We start from the raw sequence: 21628 nt of genomic DNA, 5'->3' as shown, positions 1-21628 counted from the left end.
ACTCCTATTAGGGGAATTAGACTTATTCACCTGACATTTGCATTCCTTGTAACCAATCTACAAATTGATTCGCCGATCTTGGAGATCTTCCATTGTGCCACTTTTCCCACTTTAAAGCTTCACGATGTAGTTCCCCTTCATCAACAATTAATCCTCTTTCATTAACAATTCCATCAACTATAATTAAGAATTCTTTTTGATTTGGTGTAAAGAAACTTATAGTTATTCCGAATCTATCCGCTAATGATAACTTTTCTTCCATAGTGTCCTTTGAATTAACGTCATCTCTATCAGAGAACTTTTCTGATACTAAATGCCTTCTATTAGTTGTGGCATATATTATTATGTTACTTGGTCTATTTTCTACTTTACCTTCCAAAATAGTCTTTAAAGCTGAATAGCTATCTTCATTTTCATCAAAAACTAAATCATCTACAAATATAATAAACTTTTGCTTTTTGTTTTTAAGAAGTCTTATTATCCGAGTAAAGTCACTAAGCTGTTTCTTATCAACTTCTATTAATCTTAGCCCTTGATTAGAATATTCATTCAAAATAGCTTTTACCGTAGATGATTTTCCAGTTCCCCTAGCTCCATATAACAAAAGATTATTAGCTGGAGCTCCCATTAGGAACTGCTTAGTATTACTTATAATCTCCTTCTTTTGGCTTTCATATCCAATCAAATTAGACAGTCTAACTGGATCTGGCTCTTTTATTTCTCTTAAATGACCTACCTGATCATTATCGTATCTTTCCCATACAAATGCACCATATGCAGTAACTCGTCCTGTACCATTTTTCTTATGAAAATCAACTATATCATCAGTGCAACTTGCCCATTCATTACTATTCATTAATAATAATTTTATTTTTTCAAATGGTGAATCCTTCTTAGCAATATAATCTATATTATTTATACCCCAATGAAGCAATGAATCAATCCTTTTCTTCACTAGTTGATTCTCTCCAAACTTCGATATAAATATTTCCTTAATTGTTGTACTATTTACTAATGCTATCTTCCCTAAACATTCTAATTCTGCCTTTATTCCTTGAATAATGAAAGGAGCAACTTCTTCACTTCCTTCTACCATTACATTAAAAGGATTAGAATTTAATAACATTTCATCAACTATCCCTTCTTTAAAGGAAAGATCTTTACTTACACTAAACAAGCTATATGTAAATTCATTATATGCAACTATACATTCTCCAAAAGAACTATCTATAGATATTTTATCCACAAGGGTATTAAATTTATCCCCAACTTTCTCCTTAAATATCCCCTTATACACACATAGGGAATCTAAATATAATTTTATTTTCTCTTCCTGTTCCATAAAACTGCCCCCAATATTTAAATTTTGTCTAAAGCTATTATACTACAAATTACTTTAGTAAATACAAAAAAAGAGATAGAGAAGCTCTTAAAGCCTCTTTACCTCTTTTAAAATTGCCTTAATTATTAGCTTTTACATAATTAAGTCTTCCGCCTACCTTAATGACTGCGATTTCCTTTTCAGTTAATTCAATAACTGCTTTAAATTCAGTTGCCTTAGTTAAGTTCTTAATCTTAACTATACCAGTTTCTATAGCATTTTGAATACCTTCCATCTCTAGCTCATCGAGTAATTCAATGCCTTCATAATCTTCTTCATTCTTAAAATCAATTGGAATTATTCCATTGTTTATTAAGTTAGCCTTATGAATTCTAGCAAACGACTTAGCAATTACAGCCTTAACTCCTAAGTAAAGAGGTGCTAATGCAGCATGTTCTCTGGAAGAACCCTGACCATAGTTGCTTCCTGCAACTATAAATCCACCATTAAATTCCTTAGCTCTCTTTGGGAATTCTTCATCAATAGTATTAAAGCAGAATTCTGCAAGATATGGAATGTTTGATCTAAATGGTAATAGCTTTGAATTAGACGGCATAATATGATCAGTTGTGATATTATCTTCAACCTTTATTATTACCCTTCCATTAACTTCACTACCTAATTCCTTTCCTATCGGAAATGGTTTAATATTTGGTCCTCTAATCACTTCGACCTCGGCATTTGTAGGTGCTGGAGCTAAAATCATAGAATCATCTATTATAAACTTTTTAGGCATATCTATTGTTAAATCCACATCTATTTCAGTTGGATCAGTCAAAACTCCACTCAGTGCTGAAACTGCAGCAGTTTCTGGACTTACTATATATATTTGACCTGATAATGTTCCACTTCTTCCAAAGAAGTTTCTATTTACAGTTCTAAGCGAAATTCCATTAGTTCCTGGCGCTTGACCCATACCAATACATGGTCCACAAGAATTTTCAAGTACTCTTGCTCCTGAACTAATTATATCTGCAAGGGCACCATTTCTAGCCATCATCTCCATAACTTGTCTTGAACCGGGTCCAATTACTAAGCTTACATTAGGATTAACCTTGTTACCCTTAAGTATCTTAGAAACCTTCATTAAATCTTCATAAGAAGAATTTGTACAACTTCCTATAAAAACTTGATCAACTTTAATTCTTCCAGCTTTCTTTACTGTAACTACGTTATCTGGACTATGCGGCTTAGCTGTAAGTGGTTTTAAGTCATCTAAATTAATAACTACTTCTTCATCATATATAGCATCAGCATCTGGCTTAAATTCTATCCAATCTTCTTCTCTTCCTTGAGCCTTGAAAAACTCTAAAGTTCTTTCATCACTTGGAAATATTGAAGTTGTAGCTCCAAGTTCTGCTCCCATGTTTGTAATAGTAGCTCTTTCAGGAACTGAAAGAGTCTTTACGCCTTCTCCAGCATATTCAAATACTTTATTTACTCCACCCTTAACAGTTAATTTTCTTAGAACTTCAAGGATAATGTCCTTAGACGCTACCATCTTACTTAATTTACCAGTAAGATTAACCTTCACTACCTTTGGTGTGCTTATGTAATAAGCTCCTCCACCCATTGCAATTGCAACATCAAGACCTCCAGCGCCCATAGCTAGCATTCCTACGCCTCCTGCAGTCGGGGTATGACTATCAGACCCTGTTAAAGTTTCTGAAGGTCGTGCGAATCTTTCTAAAAATACTTGGTGACAAATACCGTTACCTGGTTTTGAAAAGTGTACACCATATTTTGATGCTACTGTTTGTATAAATTTGTGATCATCCGCATTTTCAAATCCTTGTTGTAACATATTATGGTCTATAAATGCTACTGATCTCTTAGTTTTAACCCTATCAATTCCCATAGCTTCAAGTTGAAGATATGCCATAGTTCCGGTTGAATCTTGAGTTAAAGTTTGATCAATTTTAATTCCTATTGGTTCCCCAACTTTTAATTCCCCTTCAACAATATGACTTTTTAAAATCTTATATACTAAATTATCTCCCATTTGCTTGCCTCCTAATTTTTCATTAGTCTTTACGACTATTATTTAACAGTCTATTTCTTGTATTCATTGTACATTTTTACGAGCTCTTTATCAAATAAACTCCTCTTAAAGCTTACCGCCCTAGATCTAATAATTTCAAGCATATCAAATGCCTCTTTATCAGTTAGTTCAATATTATATTCCTGAAATTTATTAATTACAGAAGCTCTACCTGAATGCTTACCTATTACTATTTGCCTTTCAAGTCCTACAACTGATGGATCAAAGGCTTCATAGTTTGTAGGATTTTTTATAGCACCATCTGCATGAATTCCTGATTCATGAGCAAACATATTTGTCCCTACAATAGCCTTCCATATAGGAAGCTCCCTGCCTGATGCTCTTGATACATATTTAGATATTTCCCTAAACATTCTAGTATCAATATCATCCATCTTCATACCATATACAAATTTAAATGCCATTAGCACTTCTTCCAAAGCTGCGTTACCAGCTCTTTCTCCTAAGCCATTTACGGTAACTCCAACATGATTAGCTCCTCCTCTAACACCTGCAATTGTGTTAGCTGTAGCCATACCAAAATCATCATGGGTATGCATTTCTATATCAACGCCTGTTTTTTCATGTAAATATCTAATATCTTCTTCTATTTTAAATGGATCCATAACCCCTACTGTATCGCAATATCTAAATCTATCTGCCCCTGCCTGTTTTGCAATATTCATGAATTCAACTAAAAAGTCTCTATCAGCTCTTGAAGCATCTTCTCCATTTACTGATACATATAATCCGTTTTTCTTAGCATATTCAACGCCTTTAACCATTTGTTCAAGAACCCATTCCCTTGATTTCCTTAATTTATTTTGTATATGTATATCGGAAACTGATATTGAAATAGCCACTGCGTCTACTCCACAATCTATAGATTGATCTATATCTGAAATAACGGGCCTGTTCCATGCCATAATACTGCTTTTTAAATTTCTTTTTACAATATCTTTAATAGCTTGCTTTTCATCTCCACCCATAGTTGGAATTCCAACTTCTAACTGGTCTATTCCTAAATCACTTAACATTGTAGCAATAGCTATCTTCTCTTCATTGGCAAAAACCACCCCTGCAGTTTGCTCTCCATCCCTAAGGGTTGTATCTACAATATATATTCTTTTCCCATCACTTAACCTATTTACAGTCATTCTAAAGCCCCCTGATTTATTCTTATATGAATTAAATACATGAATCCAATTTCACTTGATAAAATACCCCACTCATCTCATTAAACTGATACTATCATATATTTTATCTTTCAATTTTAACACAGGGCAAAAAAAATAACAATATATAAGTTCTCTGAGCATCTTTTTTTTGCAGGACATCACACAGCTTCCTTCACTATATAGATTTTTTATTATAAAACTCTTGTTTTTACGCATACTATTGCAAGATTAATAATTTAAACTGCATTAGTTCTATCCCTATGAGAGACAAATCTACTTAATCATAATAGAAAAAAGCATATCACCTATACTAAAAGTATTGGAATTATGCTTTATAATTCTTAAAATATATAGAGGGCACTTTTTCAGTGCCCTCCCATTTTAGTTAACACCCTTTAAATTTCTATCTCTTATAAGTATTTACATGCGTATCTGTATGAGTGATTCTATCTTTTCTTTCATAGTACTTACCAGCTCCAAATCTTTCATCAAGACTTAGATACCCTGTAACTCTTGATATTCCTTGAATATCATTACCTCCACATTTAGGACATTTGCTTTCATTGCTGTGAAGAGGTTCTCCACATGCTCTGCAATATCTTATATGAAAATTAACTCCTACGTAACCTATATTAGTACTTCTAAATGAATAATTTATTATATCCATTATATCTTCACCCTTTGGATTGTCATCTACTTCTAAATAACTAATATGGCCTCCATTACATAATTTGTGATATGGAGCTTCTATATCTACTTTATCTTTAATAGAAATCGAACAACCTACCGGAACATGGTAACTATTTGTATAATATTCTTTATCTGTAACGCCTGGAATTATTCCAAACATTTTTTGATCCTGCTTGATAAATTTTCCAGATAGCCCTTCTGCTGGGGTCGCATATGTACTCCAGTTTAACTTAGTTTCCTGTGTGAATCTATCAGTAGTTTCTCTCAAAAATGATATAATTTTATATCCTAATTCTCTTGTTTCTTGATTTTGACCATGGTGTTTTCCGGTTAATGCTACAAGTGTCTCAGCAAGACCAATAAACCCGATTCCCCAAGTTCCTTGCTTTAATATAGGTTCTATAGAATCATCTGGAGCAAGCTCTTCTGACCCTTTCATCAAAAATTGACCAGCAATAAAAGGTAAATCCTTAACTCTTAAGCCTTTCAATATATTATATCTATGCATTAAAGATTCCTTAGATAAATCTAGTTTCTCTTTAAAAATTTCAAAGAATAAATTTATATCCTTATTTGCATGAAGTGCAATTCTAGGAAGATTAATTGTTGTAGGGGCAATATTCCCACGTCCCTTACAACCAGGTTCTCCATTTATATTACTCATTAAGTAAGTTCTACATCCCATAGTTGCAGGCATATATCCTCTATCATAATATTCCTTATTATAATCTGCATCTACATTCATAAAAGTTGGATTCATCCTCCTAGCGGCAACTTTACATGCTAATTGATATAAATAAAAATAAGGATCATCCTTTTCTCTATTAACCCCATCTTTAACTCTGAAAATTATGTTTGGAAATATAGGTTGCTCACCTTTGCCTAATCCTTTTTCATATTCCTCTAAGAAAATCTCACATACTAAAGCAGCTTCTTTTGTATTTGGAATTCCTAAATTTACAGAACTAAAGGGCACCTGAGACCCAGCTCTTGAATGCATAGTATTAAGATTATATACAACGCCTTGCATCGCTTGTCGTACTCTAGCTCTTAATTTTTTTTCAACAACTTCTTGAATCTTTTCTTCATCAACACCTAATTCTTTGAGTTCTTTTATAATCTCTTGCCTTGTTGGCTCTATAAAAATCCCCATATCATTATCGAAATCAGGATGAGATTGCCCACCGAACATATCATTCTGTGTAGACTGTAAGAGTATACAAGAAAGCTCAGCTGCAGTTTCTATTCGCCTTGGAGCATTTATTGTTCCATACCCTGTATTAAACCCACGCTCTAATAGTTCTTTAGTTGGTATATGAAGACAATTGATAGTTAAATTATAGCTATCTAAATCATGATAATATAAATCTCCTGTTTCATGAGCCTTAGCTAAAGACTTAGGCATTGCTGCAAGATTGTGCCACTTATTTGACTCAGAAGCAATCCTTAAGAGCTTTGAACTAAAATTATTACCAACATTAGCATTATCTCTATCTGTTTCAACTCCTATTTGTTGGATAGCTTTCATTAAATCAGATTTAATTTCCCTAACTCTAGTTCTTTCATTTCTATAATTAGAATAGGCTGTAGCAACTTTTTCATAGCCACTATCCCCTAATGCTTTCTCTACTAAGTTCTGTATTTCTTCAACTGTTATCTCTTCTTTTTCGGTCATTTCTATATAAGTTATAACCTTTTGAACTGCACCAACTATTTGGCTAGTTTTTAGGTTTAGACCCTGTTCTATGGCTGCACCCTTTATAGCATGAGTTATTTTTTCAATATTAAACTCAACTCGTCTTCCATCTCTTTTTACAACATATAGCATTACGCACTCTCCTACCACACAATATATAGTATTAAAACTACAAATGTTATTATACTTCATTATAATATATATATCAATAAGCCCTAATTTTCAATTAGCCATATCTACTTATTGCTAGTGCTAAATATATCTATTTATCTCCTTTTTTTGAGGTTTTAGCTTTTTTAAACTTCCTTAAAAAATTTTTATGGAAATATTTTGCTTTTAGACTTACAATTAAACTATATCATTGTTCCAATTCTTTTCAGGAGGTACTATGTATGAAAAAACTTTTTACTATTATTCTTTTTACTATTACACTTTCCACTTTAATTGTAGGTTGTGAAACGAAACCTACCTCTATAGATGATGTTTCAGAAGAGAAGTTTTCTAGCACCTCTCAAGAATATAGCTATTATACAGGGGAGGAATGTCCAGATTTTGCTAATGATAAAATTCCGTTTATGGTTATGGTTGAAAACTCATCTGAAGCGCGACCTCAGAGTGGTCTTTCCCAAGCTGATATAATATATGAAACGTCTGCTGAAGGCGGAATTCCTAGATTTATTGCTCTATTCCATAAAAACTCTCCTTCAATAATTGGCCCTGTCCGAAGTGTCCGTCCATATTTTATTTCTATAGCTAAAGAGTATGGTCTACCCTTTGCCCATTGTGGTGGTTCCGTTGAAGCGCTGACTACCATTTTAAATACGCCCACTTTAAATAGTATTAATGAAATAACAAATGGTGCTACCTTTTGGAGAGACGCCTCTAGAACAGCTCCTCATAATTTATATACCTCTTCAGAAAATATAGAGAAGTTTATAGCAGATAAAGGTTTTAAGATTACCAAATCTCCTTTTATATCCTTTGATTCAATCTTTTATGATGACAAAGAACTTAAACCCTCAAATAGTTTACGTATAGTGATAAATAAATATTATAATACTAGTTATAGTTATAATGAAGGTCTATATACAAAATCTATGGATGATAAGGAATCTGTTGATAGTTATAATAATGAATCACTTACTTTTTCAAATATAATAATACAAAAAACTTCGATAATACCCAACACGGATAATGTTCATCTTGATATAAAACTCTTAGGAGAAGGTGAAGGTTACGTACTTTCAAAGGGTAAGATAATAGATATTACTTGGAGTAAATCCTCTGAAGACTCTAGAACTATCCTTTATGATAAAGACCATAATGAGATTCCACTATCTCCTGGGAAAACTATATGGCATGTAATAGATACCTCTACAGAGCTAAAATTTGAGTAATCATATTTAAACATAAAATTCACTCCTAAATTTTATATTGCTAAACCTTATCAATAGTGATAAGGTTTTATTTTATGATATACTTAAAAATTTAGGAGGTATTACTATGCAAAAAGTTGCAATTTTAACTGATAGTGCATCAGATTTAACAAAGGAATTAATGGAGCAGTATAATATAAAATTTGCCCCTTTTAGAATAATTTACTCAGATCGAGAATATGAAGATAAAATAGATATAACTCCAAATGAAATGTATGCTTCTTTAAAAAGAGAAATTCCAACTACTTCTTTACCTAATATAGGAAGGATTGAAAAAATACTTTGTTCTCTTGAAGAAGAAGGTTATACCCATGTTATTTCAATAAATATTTCAAGTGCCCTTTCCGGTACAAGTAATTCTGTAAGATTAGTTTTGGAAGATCACCCCAAATTAATATCTTATGTATATGATACAAAGACTTTATGTATGGCTGAAGGTGTTATTGTAATTGAAGCTGCTAAATTAGTACTAGATGGTAAAAGCTTTGAGGAAATTATAAAATCTCTCCCAGGACTTAGAGAAAAAAGTCATTGCTATTTTACTTTAAATACCCTTGAATATTTAAAAAGAGGTGGAAGAATAGGTAAGGTTGCAGGAACAATAGGCGAGCTTCTTAATCTAAAGCCAATTATCCACGTTGGTGATGATGGCATCTACCATACTTATGCTAAATTAAGAGGAAGAAAACAATCCATTAACAAGCTTTTTGAAGTACTAACAGATTACTTGGCTAAAGGTAAATGTAACATTTGGATTATTGAAGGGGATGCATTAGAGACAGGAACTGAGCTATGTGATTCTATAAAAGGCCTTAACAATGTTAATGAAGTTAATATTGCAACTGTAGGCCCTGCTCTAGGAGTTCATACTGGCCCTGGATTAATTGGACTTATTATTCAAGAGGTTTAATAACAAATGGATAATTTTGAACAAATGAACCTAAATGATATTAGATCTGAAGAAAAGCGATTATATGAAGAATATAAAAAAAATATTTTACAATTAAAGAAGGTTGAGAAGGAAAAGGAGGCAGTTGGTCAAGTCTTTACCAAAGGCCTTCTTCCTATATATGTACTATATATCTTAAATTTAAATCCTGCTAATGGTAATGATATATGTAATAAGATAGGTGAAAGAACCCAGGGATTATGGATTCCTAGCACTGGTGGAATATATCCTCTTTTAAAAAAATTTGAAAAGCAGGGACTAGTTATAGGAGAATGGGATGATCCTAAAAAGAAATTTCAAAAAATATATAAAATAACTACAGAGGGTAAAACAAATTTTGAAAATAAAACAAATTTATTAAAACCTAAAATTGAAGAAGCTCTTACTGTATTTAAAATTATATATAATGATATTTATTAGATATACCTATTTGGTATATCTTTTTATTTTATAGCCACCCTATAAATAAGGATATAATAGGAGGTATGTAAAATGAGAGCTATACTAATAGATAAAAATATTTTTGATGCATTTGTTTCCCTTGAAGACGGTACAATAATTTCTGTTCCCTTAGGTCAAGTAAATCCAGCAAACATAGGAGATACTCTCCATCTATCTAATACTATTAACTGCATTAATAACTCAGTCGCTTCTGATAAATCAGTAGATAAGTTGATTGATTTCTTTTAGATTTATCATTTATTTGGATAAAAAAAGAACCTTTAAAAAGGTTCTTTTTTTATTAATCACATTGTATTGCGTTTACAGGGCAACTTGTTTCTGCATCCTTAGCCGCCTCTTCACAGCCAGCTGGCACCTCTTCAACAATAGAATAAGCTTTCCCATCTTCATTTAATTGAAAAACTTCTTCACACATTGACGGACATAATCCACAACCAATACAAGTTTCTTCATCCACTCTTGCCTTCATTTAAAATCATTCCTTTCAGTCTTATAAATCATATTATATTATGCCCATAAGAAAGAATATTATTAATATAATCCTTCGAAAATTAATAAATATAAAGGATTATCAAGTACATATTCTTCAGCTTTTCCATCTTCCAGTGCTGCTGTAAACTCTAAATCTATAGGAAGTTCACCAATTAAAGGAATACCTAGATATTCAGCATGTTCTTCTGCTGACTTTTTACTAAAGACACGTAATTTTTTATCACAACCTGTACATATTATATATGCCATATTCTCAACTACGCCTTTTATTGGTATTCCTAGCTTTCCAGCCATAATAACCATCTTCTTAACTATCATAGAAACCATATCTTGAGGTGTAGATACTATTATCATTTCTTTTATAGGGAAATCCTGCATTACAGTTAACGCAACATCTCCTGTGCCAGGAGGCATATCAATTAATAGGTAGTCTAAATCTCCCCATTCTGTATTAGTATACATCTGATTCAGAACTCCTGTTATTACTGGACCTCTCCATATAACTGGCTGATCCTCTAGTTGCGTTATTAAGTTCATGGACATAACCTTGATCCCACTTTCAGTCTCAACAGGTTGAAATTTCACTATATTTTCATCAATTGGAGTAATTATTGATCTTTCTGCATTAATTCCAAAGAATCTAGGCATTGATGGACCTGTAATATCTGCATCAAGAACTCCTACCTTAAATCCTTTCTTTCTTAGAATAGTAGCCATAATTCCAGTAATAGTTGATTTTCCAACGCCACCCTTCCCACTAATGACTCCAATAATATTTTTAACATTTCCATACTTAGGTAAAACTTTAATAGATGTCTCACAGGATGTTATTCCTTTTGATTTACAATCATCCTTACTTTTACAACTTGAACATTCACTCATATCTTATGTTCCCCCTTTAATTTACCATGTATCAGGCTTTTCATTTGCTTCACTTACTTCAATCTGCCAACTTTTATATTCATAAGTGCCTTGAACATAATAAGTTTCATAACTCTTATCTTTTTTGTTGTCTAATATTATTGTTGTTTTAAATATTTGACTATTATAACCTCTGTTCTTTACAGTAATAATAGTATCAAATTTACTAGCATCCTTATTAATAATCTTGGTTCCTGGAACAACTTCCTCTAGCTTATTTTCAAAGGACTTTAAATCTACTGACAGCATATATTTCAAGCAATCTACGTCACCAAGTATATCTACCCCAACAGTATTACCATTTAGAGTTAGTTCATCTTTATCCTTTTCTAATACTTTTAATATAGTGTTGTAATATATATCTTCAAAATCCCTAGGCTTCCGTATTATAGAAAGATTTTGTAATATAGTATCATCTAAATTTTTAGAAATTAAATATGCAGTATCCTCATCAGAAAAATTTCCTACTCCTCTTTCATCCACACTTACAACATAGTTATATGATTTCACTTCATCTCCTGCATATACTTCAAATACATAATCTGGATCTAATGAAGTCTTCTCTCCTTTAACTTTTCCTTTGCATAAAATTTTATATATATCATTTATTGCATTACTATCATTTACTACAAATTTAAATCCAGAATCTCTACTACTCTGTATTACAATCTTATTTACTTTATTTTCTTTAATATATTCAAAATCATTATTTCTAAAATTAAGTTTAACTAACCCACTATCTATAATTCCACATCCTGAAAGTGTAGTCATCATAACTACCAGAACTGATACTATCAAATATTTAATTTTTCTCAAAATTTATATCTCTCCTTGCTTGTTTTTAAATTAATTCTGTATAATCAATTAGGAGAAGCTTATTAGCTTCTCCTAATTATTTATATTATAATACTTTACTGTCTTAATAGCAATTCCCTATTTTAGGCTTACACTATCTACAATTGAATCATAAACAAGTCTAAGATTATCCTTATAGTTACTCTCCTTAGATATGAAAGTACACTTGCCTATAGTACCATCTTTAATAGGAATGTAATAATTAGTATTAATAAAGGAATATCCCTTCTCGACTTTCGTTTTATATTCCACCCTTATGCCATTTCTATTTACTGACTTATAAGCTTCAATTTTTTCCTTACCATGTGATAAAACCATGTTATTAATATCTTTCTGTGCTAAAGCTCTTATATCTTCATTGCATTTTAATAACTCAATATATCCCATGATATTATTCTCACTATCTTTAAATTCTACTTTATAAACACTATAGTCATTACTGTCTTTTTCTTCACTAGCCCATTTATCTGGCAAAGAAAAAGAAATCCCTTTATTATCTATAGTATAATTTTTCAGCTGACCCATATTACTATCTACTAAGGCGACCTGTCTAAAGCCGTTATCAAAAATTTTTTGAGCAAATACCAGAACTAACATTAGACCTACTAGCATTAATGTAACAGCCAATTGTTTTTTATTCATAAGATATTCCTACCTACTTCGCAGGAACTACAACTATTGAATTTTTATAATCATAGAACATTAACCAACAGCCTACGTCAGTACCTTCCACATCCATCCAAGTAACAAAGCCAGTCTTCCCTAAATAAGGTTGTTCTTCCTTGCCTTTTTTTCCAGGGACCCCATATACAATATATTTTAAATTGCCTTTAGAATCACACTTATACCCAAGCATAAAATGTCCATATTTTCTTATATAAGGATAATAGTTTAGCATCGGATAATATGCTACTGTGTATTTATTGTAATTTGAAATATTACACATGTCATCCAGACTATTAACTTTAACCTTATACCACTTACAATATTTAAGGTCTTTATACTTATTTCTAGTCTCTTCAAATCCACTTGCGATATCATTAAAGAATTTGCCACCAGACCCTCTTAAATCAAAATCATATGGATCTAAAATTTCCTCTTTAATTTTATCAATAATACTCTCATATTCTTCGAATTTAGCCCCTTCATCACTTCTAGGAGAGCACATATCCTTGCATTCTTTATCTTTATATTCTTTTATGTCTTCATAGGGTTCTTCTTTATTCTTATATTCCATTTTATCTTCACAAATTTCTTCCTTATGCTTATGCTTATGTTCTATTTTATCTTCACAAGGTTCTTCCTTATGCTTGTGTTCTATTTTATCTTCACAAGGTTCTTCTTTATTCTTGTATTCCATTTTATCTTCACAAGGTTCTTCTTTTTGCTTGTGTTCCATTTTATCCTCACAAGGTTCTTCCTCATGTTTTTCTTCTTTTTTATAATCTTTCTCTATTTTCTTAACTTCTTTCACTATCTTTTTAAATTCCTTTTCCTTTTTATCATCATGTTTTACAACCTTGCATTTTTTCCATCCAGCACTTACATCTTCACCATTCATAAACCCATACATTAAAAATGATAATTCGTTATCCTTATATTTGCATATTGCAGCCCCTGATATCTTTTCATAAGAAAAATCTAACCCTGCTATGTTATTTATATAATATTCTTGGCAAGCTTCTCCTTTACCTACTTTACTTACTTGCAATGTGCCCAAATCTACTATTTGTTTCATATCCTTCTTATAGCAAATAAGTACTATGGAATAGCTATCATTTTCTTTTAAGTTCTGCGCATAAAATGATATTTTACATTTGTCACTCTTCGCCTCTATTTTAGCGTATCCTGATAGGGCTTTTTCACCTGCATCTGCATGTTTTTTTTCATCTTCCTGTAAAATTATGAAATTTCTATACAATTTATTATGTGCCAAGCTCTTATTCCCTCCGCATATATTAGTTCAATACATTATATGCGAGGCACTTATTATTATGCTACTTCTATTTTACTTCAATAATTCTGTCAGTTAATGTTGCAAATTCTTCTAAGGATAAGGTCTCCCCTCTGCGTTTTGGATCTATTTTCGCTTTTTCATAAGCTCCTAAAAGAGCTTCTTTCTCAACACCTAAGAATTTAGTCCCATTCCATAAGGTCTTTCTTCTCATATTAAAGGAATTTCTTATTATTTTAAACATTAATTCTTCATCATTAACCTTAACTTTAGGTTCTTCTAACCTATCTAATCTAATAACTACTGAATCTATTCTTGGCCTTGGTATAAAACTCTCAGGCGATACCATTGTTATAATATTTGTATTACAATAATATTGTACTAATAAAGTTATTGCTCCATATTCTTTGCAACTCGGCTCAGCATTTAGTCTTTCTGCTACTTCCTTTTGTATCATTATAGTTAGAGAAGTAAATTTATAATTTTCTTTAAGTAATTTGATTATTATTGGAGTAGTTACATAATAAGGCAGATTAGCAACTAGTTTCACATTCTTTTCTTCTCCAATAAGCTCTTGAAAGTTTACCTTTAGAGCATCATTATGTATTAAAGTAAAATTCTCCTGATCTCCCAGTTCCGCTTCTAATATTGGAATAAGCTCATCATCTAGTTCAATTGAAATTACTTTTTTTGCCTTCTTTAAAAGTGCTGCGGTTAATGAACCTACTCCTGGTCCTATTTCAATTACTAAATCATCTTTAGTGACTTGAGCCCCTTCCACAATATCATTTAGCACGGTCTCATCTACTAAAAAATTTTGTCCTAAGCTTTTAGAACATCTAAAGTTATATTTTTTTATTATATCCTGGGTATTGTAATCATGTATATCCATTATTTACTCTCCTAATTCTTCTTGTATTCTTTTTATTGACTTTAAAAATTCATCTTGTTTAATTCCATAATTATTAAGTCGTCCTAACATTTGAGTGGCATTACCATAGCCAATTCCTAATTCTTTTCCTAGGATTATTCTTCTTTTCTTAGAATCAATATTCCCTGTTAATTTACAATGAAACATGTCATCCATATTGAAATTTTCCTGTTTTTCTTCTAAGGTAACCTTAGCTCTTTCTAAAGCTTCTAAGATGACTTCTGGGGTTGCATTTTCTACCCCTATATTCCCATTTTTTAATCCATCTTCTTGAGCAATGTAGGCATGTTTAACTCCTTTAACCCGCTTTGATATTATGCTTCTTATTTTTTCTCCTGCAAAGTCTGGATCTGTTAAAACTATAACGCCCTTTCTTTTCTGTGCTTCTTTTATTCTATCTATTATCTTTGCATTTATACCAAAACCACTAGTAGTTATCATTTCTGCATCTACAGCTCTTTTTACAGCAGTTATATCATCTCTACCCTCTACGACTATCACTTCTTTAATCAAAATACTACTTCCTTTCATTATTAAATCTATAATTAATGTACATATATAAATGTATTCTGTCAAATTTGCAAAAAAACAAGAGATAACTTAAGTTATCTCTTAAAGGTTTTTACCACTCGCCTGGGTAAGCTATTACGTTAACCTCAACGTCATATTTTCTACCCCAACTCGAACACACACTGCTAGAATCAAAATATACATCTATAATATTTCCTTTAATAGCACCACCTGTGTCTGCTGCTATAGCTCGTCCATATCCTGCTACCTCTACTAAACTTCCCAAAGGTATCACTCTTGGATCCACTGCAATTACGCTTAATCCGCCTGGATTATAGGCCACTCTTCTACCTGTGGCAGTTATACCTCCACCACTATAGGCTGTAGACTCCATGTACATAGTCTTCTTAGACTGATAGCTTTCGCCACTTCTATTTACCTTTAAAGTACTTCCACCAACTATAACAGATTCATTTTCTGGAGCTGTTATTGGTTTCTCTCCAACTTTCACTTTGGCTACTATCTGGTCATCATGCTTAAGCACTTTATAAGTGACCTCTTTTTCACCTGAAACTCCTAGTTTAGTTACTTCTCTATAGGTATCAAGCTGTCCGTAATCAACAGATTGTTCTGTTTCATAAGGTATTGCCTCTAGGTCTGTTACCTCTTCCTCTAGAACATTTACTAATTGAATGTTCATATCTTCACTAATGACAGTCTCTCTACTCGGAGTTACTATGTCTTCTGCTTTATATTGTACTCCTTCTGCTTCAAGAATCTCTGCCTCCTGAACTAACATGTCACCAATAGTGTCTTCTGCTGTTAATATTTCTCGCCCTGTACCTGCTATAACAATATTAACTAATACAGCTTTTTTAACTGCTATAGTTTGATCCTTTGATATTTTTGCTTCTAATGATGGTTGCACCTTATCTTTTTCATTGATACTATACCCTTGTTCTTGCAACACATCTTTAACATTTTGTTTATATGTGACAAATGTCTCTTGATTTCCGTCTATGCTAACATTTACTGTTTTTCTCATAGAGATAATCACTGACGTGACACAAAACAAACAAATGATTAGCCCCAACATTATTTTCGCCTTCGGGCCGTTAGAAAAACTTTTCTTCAAGTTATTCTTTAAGTTTTCTACCATATATTACCTCCTTTGGCAAGAGCATCTTATAAATTATATCTTACAGATGTGCTTTTTGTCAAATTTCAATACCCGTACTATTTGTGAACTGTAATAAAATGCATCTTGTGCATACATATTATAAAAATATTTATAATACAATTTCTTCAGTTCATTAACAAAATTTTTATTTATTATTTTCAAAGATCTGTAAATTGCACATCTAAGATATCGTTAATTTTATATTATTTACTCTACTTTTATATTCTACTATATTTTTCCAATTGCATCAACCTATAGAAATTATCATTAACGTGAATATTAACTTGTATAGGATCAATTTCCTTGATTAGAGCAATCCTGTCTATTATATATTCTATATAATCTGATTTGTTTCTTTTTCCTCTGTTAGGCTCTGGAGCCATGTAAGGGCAATCCGTTTCTACTAGCAATTTCTCTATAGGAACTTCCTTTACTACTTCTAAGAGCTTTTTTGCATTTTTAAAAGTAACCACTCCAGTTATTCCTATATAATATCCTAGATTTAAACATTCTTTAGCAAACTCTACACTCCCTGAAAAACAATGAACCACACCTTTTACTGTTGGAAATGATTTCATTATTTCTAGAGTATCCCCATGTGCATCCCTATCATGAATTATAACTGGCAGATTCTCATTTTCAGCTATTTTCATTTGCCTTCTAAATACATCCTTTTGTATTTCTCTTGATGGATTTTTATCCCAATAATAATCTAATCCTATTTCTCCTACCGCTATAATCTTAATATTATTTTTTATCACCTTACAAATTTCAAGTTCTCTTTCATCTGTAAACTCGTCTGCATTCTCTGGATGTATTCCTACTGCCCCATAAATAAAATCCCATTTATTAATTAGCTCACAGGTCTTAGCTATACTTTTATAACTAGAGGAGCAGTTTAGTATTCCTATAACTCCAGATTCATTTAATTCCTTGATTAGACCATCTCTATCTTCATTAAAGACATCATCATCATAATGGGCATGACTATCAAATATTTTATATTTCTTATCCATAATTGACTAACTCCTTTTTTTTATTTAAAATTTTAAATTATTTTGACACATAACTGTCATATTAGAAGACTATAGTAAGACTTGTAAAGTAGTTAAAGCATTATTATTTACCCCTTAACCATTTTGATGGTTAGTTAGAGCATCTCGACCCCTATTGAGATGCTCTAATTTTTTTTGCTCACACCTTCTTTTTTCATCTTTTTTACTTCATCAAAAGCATTCTTTTTATCAATTTTATTAAATAACACTTGTATATCTGCTATTTTGCCCTTCTTCTTTTCAATATAGCTCCAAGTTCCCTCTTCAATATTCAAAAATCTCCTTATTTTTTCAGAAGAATATGGCATAAAAGGCTCTAATAAATTAGCTAAATTTGCAATTATTTGTACACATATATATAGTTTCACTGCACTTCTTCTTATTACTATCAAAGGTTACCCAGGGCTTTTCGTCATCAAAGTATTTATTTGATTTCTTAATCATTTTTATAATACATTGAAGTCCATCCTTGAATTTACCTTCCTCTATTTTATCACCAACATTAAAATATAAATTAAATATTTCATCCTTTAACTCTTTTGATATTTCACCTTTTGGAATTTCTCCTTGAAAGTTTTTATTTATGAAACTTAAAGTTCTATTTACAAAATTTCCATATAAACCAACCAAGTCGTTGTTTATAGTACTTATAAAATTTCTCCAAGTAAAATCGCAATCCTTATTTTCTGGTCCATTTACCATAAGATAATATCTTACCTCATCGGCCCCATAATTATCTATTATATGGTCTACCCAGATAGCCCAGTTCTTAGCCGTGGAAAACTTTTTACCCTCTAATGTTAAATGTTCACTAGAAACCTCTCTAATAGATGGATTCTTTATCCCAAGGCCAACTAAAATAGCTGGTAATATTACTGTATGAAAAGGAATGTTATCTTTGGCATGAACAAAATATATTATGCTATCTTCTCCATCCCAATATTCTCTATAATCTTCCTCTCTCTCCTCTAAACATTTTATACTAGCTGTTAAATATCCCATAACAGCTTCAATCCATACATATATTTTTTTATCTTCATAGCCTTCTAGAGGGACATCAACACCCCAGTTAAAATTCCTAGTCACAGCTCTATCCCTCAAACCTTCATCTAAGTATCTCTTTGTTATTGATTGTGCATTTTCTCTCCAACCCTTTTGTTTAATAAATAATCTTCTTATATGATTTTCAAACTTTGATAATGCAAAAAATAGATGTTTTGTCTCTCTAACTTCACTTTTTAAATTGCAAAATCTACAATTTCTTTCCAAATGTTCATCTTTTTCAAAAATTTCTGAACACTCTGAGCAACTTCCTTCTACATTACATCTTTCACAATGTGGACATTTAGGCACATTATTTTTATCAAGTATAACATCATGGCACCCCTCACAATAACTCTCTTCTATAACCTTTTCATATATATATCCCTTATTATATAGTTCTATAATAAATTCTCGAACTTTTTTACTATGGTATTGTGTATTAGTTTTAGTAAATATATCAAAGGAAAATCCTAGTTTATTAAAACATCTAACAAACTCTTTATGATACTTTTCCAAAGATTCTAAAGGACTAATTCCTTCTTCCTTAGCTTTTGCAGTTACAGGGGTTCCATGAGAGTCACTACCTGATATAAATACAACATCATCTCCCATAAGCCTATGATATCTGGCCAAAATATCTCCTGGCATAAGTGAGGCTATTCTTCCTAAATGCAAGGGTCCATTGGCATAAGGCCAAGCATTACCTATAATAACATTCATACTTTAACCTCCTTTATCAAAAAGAGTCCAGTTTCCTGAACTCTTAAAATTATCTTACAACACTACCTGTTGGCAGCTCCCCTGGGTCAACTACAAATAATAAACTATCATCATCTGTTGAGGCTGCAAGTATCATACCTTGGGATAATTCTCCTCTTAATTTAACTGGCTTTAAATTAGCTACTAATACAACATTCTTTCCAACTAATTCTTCTGGCTTATAATTCTTAGCTATCCCTGAAATAACCTGTCTTTCTTCGCCACCTAAGTCAACCTTTAGTTTAAGTAGCTTCTTTGTTCCCTTTACAGCTTCACAAGCTATAACCTTAACAACTCTAAGATCTAACTTTTCAAAGTCATCTATAGTTATTTCCTCTTTTATTGGTGTTATTTCTCTTTTTGTTAATTTTGATTCAGCTTCCTTTATAGCCTCTAGCTGCGCAAGCTTTGCATCAACATCTATCCTTGGGAATAAGTTATCTCCCTTAACAACCTTTGTTCCTGGAACTGTTCCCCTAAAGTTTTCTAATGAATTCCAGTCCGTATTCTTTGCCTCAAGTTGCTCATTAATTTTTCTTGCAGTATCAGGCAAAAATGCTGTTAATAATACACCTGAAAATCTTAGTGTTTCAGCTAAGTTATATAGAACTGTTCCTAATCTCTTTTTCTTATCCTCATCCTTTGCTAATATCCAAGGAGTTGTTTCATCTATATATTTATTAGCTCTTCCTACTAATTCAAATATACTTTCAAGCGCCTCAGGAATTCTTAAATCATTAATAAAAGCTTCTACCTTCTTAGGCGCTTCCAATGCCAAATTAATTAATTCATTGTCTATAGCTTCAGGAGCTTCTTGGGCTGGAACTACTCCATCAAAGTATTTCTCTATCATTGCTACTGTTCTTGATAAAAGATTTCCAAGATCATTACATAAATCTGAATTTATTTTCTTTATAAATATTTCATTATTAAATATTCCATCAGATCCAAAAGGAATTTCTCGCAGTAGATAATATCTAACAGCATCAACACCAAATATTTCTACTAAAGTTACTGGATCTACTACATTTCCCTTTGATTTTGACATTTTACCACCATCAACTAATAACCATCCATGTCCAAATATCTGCTTTGGTAATTCTAAACCTAAAGCCATTAGCATAATTGGCCAATAAATCGTATGGAATCTTAAAATATCCTTACCTATTAAATGAACATCTGCTGGCCAGAATTTCTTGTATAACTCTGTGTCATCGCTCCCATATCCTAAAGCCGTTATATAGTTTGATAATGCATCTATCCAAACATAAACTACATGCCCTTCATCAAATGTTACTGGTATTCCCCAATCAAAGCTTGTTCTTGAAACACAAAGGTCTTGAAGTCCTGGTCTTAAGAAGTTATTTAACATTTCATTTTTTCTTGATTCTGGTTGAATAAAATGTGGGTTGTCTTCTATATGTTTAATTAATCTATCTGCATATCTGCTCATCTTAAAGAAATATGCCTCTTCTTTTGACTTTTCCACTGGTCTTCCACAGTCTGGGCACTTACCATCAACTGCTTGAGTTTCTGTCCAGAAAGATTCACAAGGAGTGCAATATAAACCTTCATAAGAACTTTTGTATATATCCCCTTGATCATGAAGTTTCTTAAATATATCCTGAACGGCCTTCACATGATAGTCATCAGTGGTTCTAATGAATTTATCATAACTAATATTCATCAGGCTCCATAATTTTTTTATTCCCGCTACTACTTCGTCTACATGTTCCTTCGGTGTAACTCCTTTTTCGTCAGCAATTCTTTGAATTTTTTGACCATGTTCATCTGTCCCGGTTAAAAACATTACCTCATAGCCTGTTAATCTTTTAAACCTTGCTATTGCATCAGCTGCAACAGTTGTATAGGTATTTCCTATATGTAATTTTGTTGATGGGTAATAAATTGGTGTAGTTATATAGTATGTTTTTTTACACATGTTTTTTTCCTCCTTTAATTTCAGAAAATAAAAAAGTCTCTATATAGGTATATTACCTATATAGAGACGTATTAAACTTAAATTACGCGTTACCACTCTAATTTTTTCTTGTTTCACAACAAGAAACTCTTAAGGTGACTATTATCACCTTG

Annotated in this window: 20 protein-coding genes and 1 other annotated feature (1 of these 21 running past the window's edge); of the genes, 4 read left to right on the top strand and 16 right to left on the bottom strand. The window is 31.8% G+C overall.

Annotated features, from left to right (window positions below; genetic code table 11):
* Nucleotides 1–22: 22 nt before the first annotated feature.
* The 4 genes from CLVI_RS05510 to nrdD all read right to left on the bottom strand — a co-directional run bounded on the left by CLVI_RS05510 (nt 23) and on the right by nrdD (nt 7118).
* The gene (locus tag CLVI_RS05510; RefSeq protein WP_106059122.1) at nt 23–1342 is read right to left on the bottom strand and encodes an ATP-binding protein; all 1320 of its coding nucleotides are present in this window, start codon (nt 1340–1342) and stop codon (nt 23–25) included.
* A 118-nt stretch (nt 1343–1460) separates the two neighbouring features.
* The gene (locus CLVI_RS05505) at nt 1461–3383 is read right to left on the bottom strand and encodes an aconitate hydratase (protein ID WP_106059121.1); all 1923 of its coding nucleotides are present in this window, start codon (nt 3381–3383) and stop codon (nt 1461–1463) included.
* A 50-nt stretch (nt 3384–3433) separates the two neighbouring features.
* The gene (gene nifV, locus CLVI_RS05500; RefSeq protein WP_106059120.1) at nt 3434–4579 is read right to left on the bottom strand and encodes a homocitrate synthase; all 1146 of its coding nucleotides are present in this window, start codon (nt 4577–4579) and stop codon (nt 3434–3436) included.
* A gap of 424 nt (nt 4580–5003) precedes the next feature.
* Entirely contained in the window at nt 5004–7118 is a 2115-nt protein-coding gene (gene nrdD, locus CLVI_RS05495; RefSeq protein ID WP_106059119.1) for an anaerobic ribonucleoside-triphosphate reductase, read from the bottom strand.
* A gap of 260 nt (nt 7119–7378) precedes the next feature.
* On the opposite strand from nrdD, the gene CLVI_RS05490 reads away from it, so the two are divergent.
* The 4 genes from CLVI_RS05490 (at nt 7379) to CLVI_RS05475 (ending at nt 10061) form a co-directional block, all read left to right on the top strand.
* Entirely contained in the window at nt 7379–8383 is a 1005-nt protein-coding gene (locus CLVI_RS05490; protein ID WP_106059118.1) for a DUF3048 domain-containing protein, read from the top strand.
* A gap of 106 nt (nt 8384–8489) precedes the next feature.
* On the top strand, nt 8490–9332 hold the full coding sequence (locus CLVI_RS05485) for a DegV family protein (RefSeq protein ID WP_106059117.1): 843 nt from the start codon (nt 8490–8492) through the stop codon (nt 9330–9332).
* Between the two features lie 6 nt (nt 9333–9338).
* A complete protein-coding gene (locus CLVI_RS05480; protein WP_106059116.1) occupies nt 9339–9791 on the top strand; it encodes a PadR family transcriptional regulator in 453 nt (150 codons plus the stop codon).
* A gap of 72 nt (nt 9792–9863) precedes the next feature.
* A complete protein-coding gene (locus tag CLVI_RS05475) occupies nt 9864–10061 on the top strand; it encodes a hypothetical protein (RefSeq protein WP_106059115.1) in 198 nt (65 codons plus the stop codon).
* A gap of 52 nt (nt 10062–10113) precedes the next feature.
* Here CLVI_RS05475 and CLVI_RS05470 read toward each other — a convergent pair whose 3' ends face one another.
* From CLVI_RS05470 to metG (CLVI_RS05420), 12 genes are all read right to left on the bottom strand, one after another.
* Nucleotides 10114–10302, bottom strand: coding sequence for a ferredoxin (locus tag CLVI_RS05470; RefSeq protein ID WP_106059114.1), 189 nt, complete (start codon nt 10300–10302; stop codon nt 10114–10116).
* A 62-nt stretch (nt 10303–10364) separates the two neighbouring features.
* A complete protein-coding gene (locus tag CLVI_RS05465) occupies nt 10365–11207 on the bottom strand; it encodes an Mrp/NBP35 family ATP-binding protein (protein ID WP_106059113.1) in 843 nt (280 codons plus the stop codon).
* A gap of 21 nt (nt 11208–11228) precedes the next feature.
* Complete coding sequence (locus tag CLVI_RS05460) at nt 11229–12062, bottom strand: YhfM domain-containing protein (RefSeq protein WP_106059112.1); 834 nt, start codon at nt 12060–12062, stop codon at nt 11229–11231.
* Nucleotides 12063–12179: 117 nt separating this feature from the next.
* Nucleotides 12180–12743 (bottom strand): hypothetical protein, encoded by a 564-nt coding sequence (locus tag CLVI_RS05455; RefSeq protein ID WP_106059111.1) that lies wholly within the window; start codon nt 12741–12743, stop codon nt 12180–12182.
* Nucleotides 12744–12756: 13 nt separating this feature from the next.
* Nucleotides 12757–14037, bottom strand: coding sequence for a hypothetical protein (locus tag CLVI_RS05450; protein ID WP_106059110.1), 1281 nt, complete (start codon nt 14035–14037; stop codon nt 12757–12759).
* Between the two features lie 67 nt (nt 14038–14104).
* Complete coding sequence (rsmA, locus tag CLVI_RS05445) at nt 14105–14947, bottom strand: 16S rRNA (adenine(1518)-N(6)/adenine(1519)-N(6))-dimethyltransferase RsmA (protein WP_106059109.1); 843 nt, start codon at nt 14945–14947, stop codon at nt 14105–14107.
* Between the two features lie 3 nt (nt 14948–14950).
* Nucleotides 14951–15499 carry a ribonuclease M5 gene (gene rnmV / locus CLVI_RS05440; protein WP_106059108.1) on the bottom strand — a complete coding sequence of 183 codons (549 nt, stop codon included), beginning with the start codon at nt 15497–15499 and terminating at the stop codon, nt 14951–14953.
* 109 nt (nt 15500–15608) lie between these two features.
* Entirely contained in the window at nt 15609–16655 is a 1047-nt protein-coding gene (locus CLVI_RS17970; RefSeq protein ID WP_106059107.1) for a G5 and 3D domain-containing protein, read from the bottom strand.
* A 239-nt stretch (nt 16656–16894) separates the two neighbouring features.
* Complete coding sequence (locus CLVI_RS05430; protein ID WP_106059106.1) at nt 16895–17692, bottom strand: TatD family hydrolase; 798 nt, start codon at nt 17690–17692, stop codon at nt 16895–16897.
* A 164-nt stretch (nt 17693–17856) separates the two neighbouring features.
* On the bottom strand, nt 17857–18006 hold the full coding sequence (locus tag CLVI_RS17810; RefSeq protein ID WP_242980574.1) for a hypothetical protein: 150 nt from the start codon (nt 18004–18006) through the stop codon (nt 17857–17859).
* Between the two features lie 49 nt (nt 18007–18055).
* Nucleotides 18056–19495 (bottom strand): methionine--tRNA ligase, encoded by a 1440-nt coding sequence (gene metG / locus CLVI_RS05425; protein WP_242980572.1) that lies wholly within the window; start codon nt 19493–19495, stop codon nt 18056–18058.
* A gap of 49 nt (nt 19496–19544) precedes the next feature.
* Nucleotides 19545–21500, bottom strand: a complete 1956-nt coding sequence (gene metG / locus CLVI_RS05420; RefSeq protein ID WP_278320504.1) for a methionine--tRNA ligase — start codon at nt 21498–21500, stop codon at nt 19545–19547.
* A 35-nt stretch (nt 21501–21535) separates the two neighbouring features.
* Nucleotides 21536–21628: a binding site (T-box leader), on the bottom strand; it runs 155 nt beyond the window's last position.

The organism is Clostridium vincentii (assembly GCF_002995745.1).
In the GTDB taxonomy this organism is placed as follows: domain Bacteria; phylum Bacillota; class Clostridia; order Clostridiales; family Clostridiaceae; genus Clostridium; species Clostridium vincentii.
This window is presented reverse-complemented; position numbering and strand designations above follow the sequence as displayed.

What these genes read in the sequence shown, in the direction of transcription:
- CLVI_RS05510 (WP_106059122.1), bottom strand. Translation starts at nt 1,342, where the DNA reads ATGGAACAGGAAGAGAAAATAAAATTATATTTAGATTCCCTATGTGTG.
- CLVI_RS05505 (WP_106059121.1), bottom strand. Translation starts at nt 3,383, where the DNA reads ATGGGAGATAATTTAGTATATAAGATTTTAAAAAGTCATATTGTTGAA.
- nifV (WP_106059120.1), bottom strand. Translation starts at nt 4,579, where the DNA reads ATGACTGTAAATAGGTTAAGTGATGGGAAAAGAATATATATTGTAGAT.
- nrdD (WP_106059119.1), bottom strand. Translation starts at nt 7,118, where the DNA reads ATGCTATATGTTGTAAAAAGAGATGGAAGACGAGTTGAGTTTAATATT.
- CLVI_RS05490 (WP_106059118.1), top strand. Translation starts at nt 7,379, where the DNA reads ATGAAAAAACTTTTTACTATTATTCTTTTTACTATTACACTTTCCACT.
- CLVI_RS05485 (WP_106059117.1), top strand. Translation starts at nt 8,490, where the DNA reads ATGCAAAAAGTTGCAATTTTAACTGATAGTGCATCAGATTTAACAAAG.
- CLVI_RS05480 (WP_106059116.1), top strand. Translation starts at nt 9,339, where the DNA reads ATGGATAATTTTGAACAAATGAACCTAAATGATATTAGATCTGAAGAA.
- CLVI_RS05475 (WP_106059115.1), top strand. Translation starts at nt 9,864, where the DNA reads ATGAGAGCTATACTAATAGATAAAAATATTTTTGATGCATTTGTTTCC.
- CLVI_RS05470 (WP_106059114.1), bottom strand. Translation starts at nt 10,302, where the DNA reads ATGAAGGCAAGAGTGGATGAAGAAACTTGTATTGGTTGTGGATTATGT.
- CLVI_RS05465 (WP_106059113.1), bottom strand. Translation starts at nt 11,207, where the DNA reads ATGAGTGAATGTTCAAGTTGTAAAAGTAAGGATGATTGTAAATCAAAA.
- CLVI_RS05455 (WP_106059111.1), bottom strand. Translation starts at nt 12,743, where the DNA reads ATGAATAAAAAACAATTGGCTGTTACATTAATGCTAGTAGGTCTAATG.
- rsmA (WP_106059109.1), bottom strand. Translation starts at nt 14,947, where the DNA reads ATGGATATACATGATTACAATACCCAGGATATAATAAAAAAATATAAC.
- CLVI_RS17970 (WP_106059107.1), bottom strand. Translation starts at nt 16,655, where the DNA reads ATGGTAGAAAACTTAAAGAATAACTTGAAGAAAAGTTTTTCTAACGGC.
- CLVI_RS05430 (WP_106059106.1), bottom strand. Translation starts at nt 17,692, where the DNA reads ATGGATAAGAAATATAAAATATTTGATAGTCATGCCCATTATGATGAT.
- metG (WP_242980572.1), bottom strand. Translation starts at nt 19,495, where the DNA reads ATGAATGTTATTATAGGTAATGCTTGGCCTTATGCCAATGGACCCTTG.